The sequence below is a fragment of the Zavarzinia sp. genome (genome assembly GCF_041650655.1).
Taxonomy (GTDB): domain Bacteria; phylum Pseudomonadota; class Alphaproteobacteria; order Zavarziniales; family Zavarziniaceae; genus Zavarzinia.
This window is the reverse complement of the sequence record NZ_JBAZKR010000295.1, coordinates 1-2,531: the sequence shown is the minus strand read 5'-3', so window position 1 is coordinate 2,531 and position 2,531 is coordinate 1. Positions and strand designations below refer to the sequence as shown.

Sequence of the window (2,531 nt, the reverse complement as noted above, 5' to 3'; positions counted from 1 at the left end):
TTCCTGAATTCCTGGCTGGAGACCGGCGGCGACTTCGCCGCACTCTCCATGCTGCGCTTTTACGCCGTGTACCGCGCCGTGGTACGGGCCAAGGTCGCTACCTTGCGCGCACGACAGGAAGATCCGGAAGCGGCACGCGGCGAACTCGACGCGGCGCGCGCTTACTTGCAACTCGCCGCAAAAATCGCCGTGCCGCCAGCGCCGACTTTAGTGATTACCTGCGGTCTGTCCGGGTCCGGCAAGACCACGGCAAGTTCGGCGCGACTGCTCGACCCGGCGCTGAACGCGGGCGGCAGCATCGTGCGGCTACGCTCCGATGTGGAACGCAAGCGCCTGTTCGGCCTGGCGCCACATGACAACAGCCACTCGGCGCCGGATGGCGGCATTTACACGGCGGAAGCTACGGCGCGCACCTATGCCCGACTGCTGGCGCTGAGCCGCGAACTGCTGGCGGCAGGCTGGCCGGTGATCGTCGATGCCGCCTTCCTCAAGCGCGCCGAGCGCGGCGAGTTTGCTGCACTGGCGGCGGAACTCGGCCTCGGCTTCAGCATCCTCGCCACCGAAGCGCCGCCGGAGGAATTGCGCCGCCGCCTGCTGGCGCGCAACGGCGATGCCTCGGAGGCGACGGTGGCGGTACTCGACCGGCAACCGGGCTGGTTCGAAGCGCTGGATGAAGCCGAGCGCCGCTGCCTCATCGCCCCCTGAGCGCCTCCTGAGCGCCGCGAACTCAGGCCGCGCCGGCGCCGCGCAGGCGCCCGAACAGCTTCACCGCCGCCAGCGCCAGGGCGCCGGCGATCGCACCGAGCAGCATGTCGAGCAGGGTCGGTACCACGGCGGCGAGCAGGCCGCCGATGCCGGCCACGGCGCGCAGCACGGCATCGATGTGATGCAGGACATCGTGGCTGCCCGGCAGGCCGTGCATCAGGATGCCGCCGCCGACCATGAACATCGCCGCCGTGCCGATCACCGTCAGCGCCTTCATCAGGCGCGGCGCGGCCAGCAACAGGGCACGCCCGAGCGCGGAACGCAAGCGGCCGCCGCGTTCCAGCAGCCAGGCGCCGGCATCGTCCAGCTTGACGATGCCGGCAACCAGGCCATAGACGCCCACGGTCATCAGCACGCCGATGCCGGACAGCACGACGACCTGAAACAGAAAGGGCTTGTCGGCGACGGTGCCCAGGGTAATGACGATGATTTCGGCCGAGAGGATGAAATCGGTGCGGATCGCACCCTTGATCTTGTCGGCTTCCATGGCCACCAGATCGACCGCCGGATCGGCCAGCAGGGCGATCTGCTCGGCGTGATGGGCGGCATCTTCGGTGGCGGGGTGCAGCCACTTGTGGGCGAGCTTTTCGACGCCCTCGAAGCAGAGGAACACGCCGCCCAGCATCAGCAGAGGCATTATCGCCGCCGGCAGCAGGGCGCTGATCGCCAGCGCGGCGGGGACCAGGATGGCCTTGTTCTTCAGCGAGCCGACGCCGACCGCCCAGACCACCGGCAGTTCGCGTTCGGCGCGCACGCCGTTCACCTGCTGGGCGTTCAGGGCGAGGTCGTCGCCCAGCACGCCGGCGGTCTTCTTCGCCGCGACCTTGGTCATCACCGCCACATCGTCGAGGATGGTGGCAATGTCGTCTAGCAGTGCGAGCAAACTGGCGCCGGCCATGGTTATGTCATTCCGCTTTTGAAAAAGCCGGTCCGCAGTTTAGCCGCTATCGCCGCGGATGCGTTCATATGGTCAGCTTGCGATAGATGTCGGCGATTTTCAGCGGCAGCTTGCGGACATCGTCGAGCACGGCAAAAGCCGCCGGCCCGTACATGTACTTGAGGTAGTCGGCGCCGCTTTTGTCGAGCGTCACGCAAAACGAGCGCACGCCTGCCTGGCGCGCCTCGAGCAGCGCCTGGCGGGTATCCTCGATGCCGTACCGGCTGCGGTAATCGTCGCCGAAATCGTCGGGACGGCCGTCGGACAGGCTGACCAGCAAGCGGTGTTTGGCCGGTTCGGCGAGCAGCTGCCGGGTCAGGTAGCGGAGTGGCGGCCCCATGCGCGTGTAGTCGCGCGGCTTGATGGCGGCGATGCGGGCCTGCACTTTTGCATCGTAGGGATCGTCGAACTCCTTGATGCGGTAGATGTCGCAGCGTGTCCGCGTCCAGCCGGAAAAACCCCAGATGGCGTAGCGGTCGTCGAGCATTTCCAGTGCCTCGCAGAGCATCACCAGCGCCTCGCGTTCGGCATCGTTGATCCAGCCTTCGGTGCTGCCGCTCATGTCGACCAGGAAGGCGGCCGCCAGCGAGCGCTCGTCGCGCTGGCGGCGGCAGAACAGGCGCGTGCCCGGCTCGGCGCCGCCGCGCCGGTCGGCAATCGCTTCGACCAGCGCGTCGATATCCACTTCGGGACCATCGGCCTGGCGGCGCAGGGTACGGTCTTCGCCGCGCATGGCCTCGAAGCGCCGCCGCAACTGGCGCACCAGCGGCGCATGACGGGCGCGAACCTCCGGCACGTAGCTGACATCCTCGCCGCCGACCGTCTGCAG

General features: G+C 67.9%; 3 protein-coding genes. 1 reads left to right on the top strand and 2 read right to left on the bottom strand.

The window, feature by feature from the left end; genetic code table 11:
* Positions 1 to 705: AAA family ATPase (locus WC493_RS23820; protein WP_373069242.1), on the top strand; the 705-nt coding region annotated here is incomplete at its 5' end.
* Between the two features lie 22 nt (positions 706 to 727).
* Here WC493_RS23820 and WC493_RS23815 read toward each other — a convergent pair.
* Both WC493_RS23815 and WC493_RS23810 read right to left on the bottom strand, forming a co-directional pair.
* Complete coding sequence (locus WC493_RS23815) at positions 728 to 1,663, bottom strand: DUF808 domain-containing protein (RefSeq protein ID WP_373069240.1); 936 nt, start codon at positions 1,661 to 1,663, stop codon at positions 728 to 730.
* Positions 1,664 to 1,727: 64 nt separating this feature from the next.
* Positions 1,728 to 2,531, bottom strand: an 804-nt coding sequence (locus WC493_RS23810) for a nitric oxide reductase activation protein NorD (RefSeq protein ID WP_373069238.1), incomplete at its 5' end; no start/stop codon positions are given.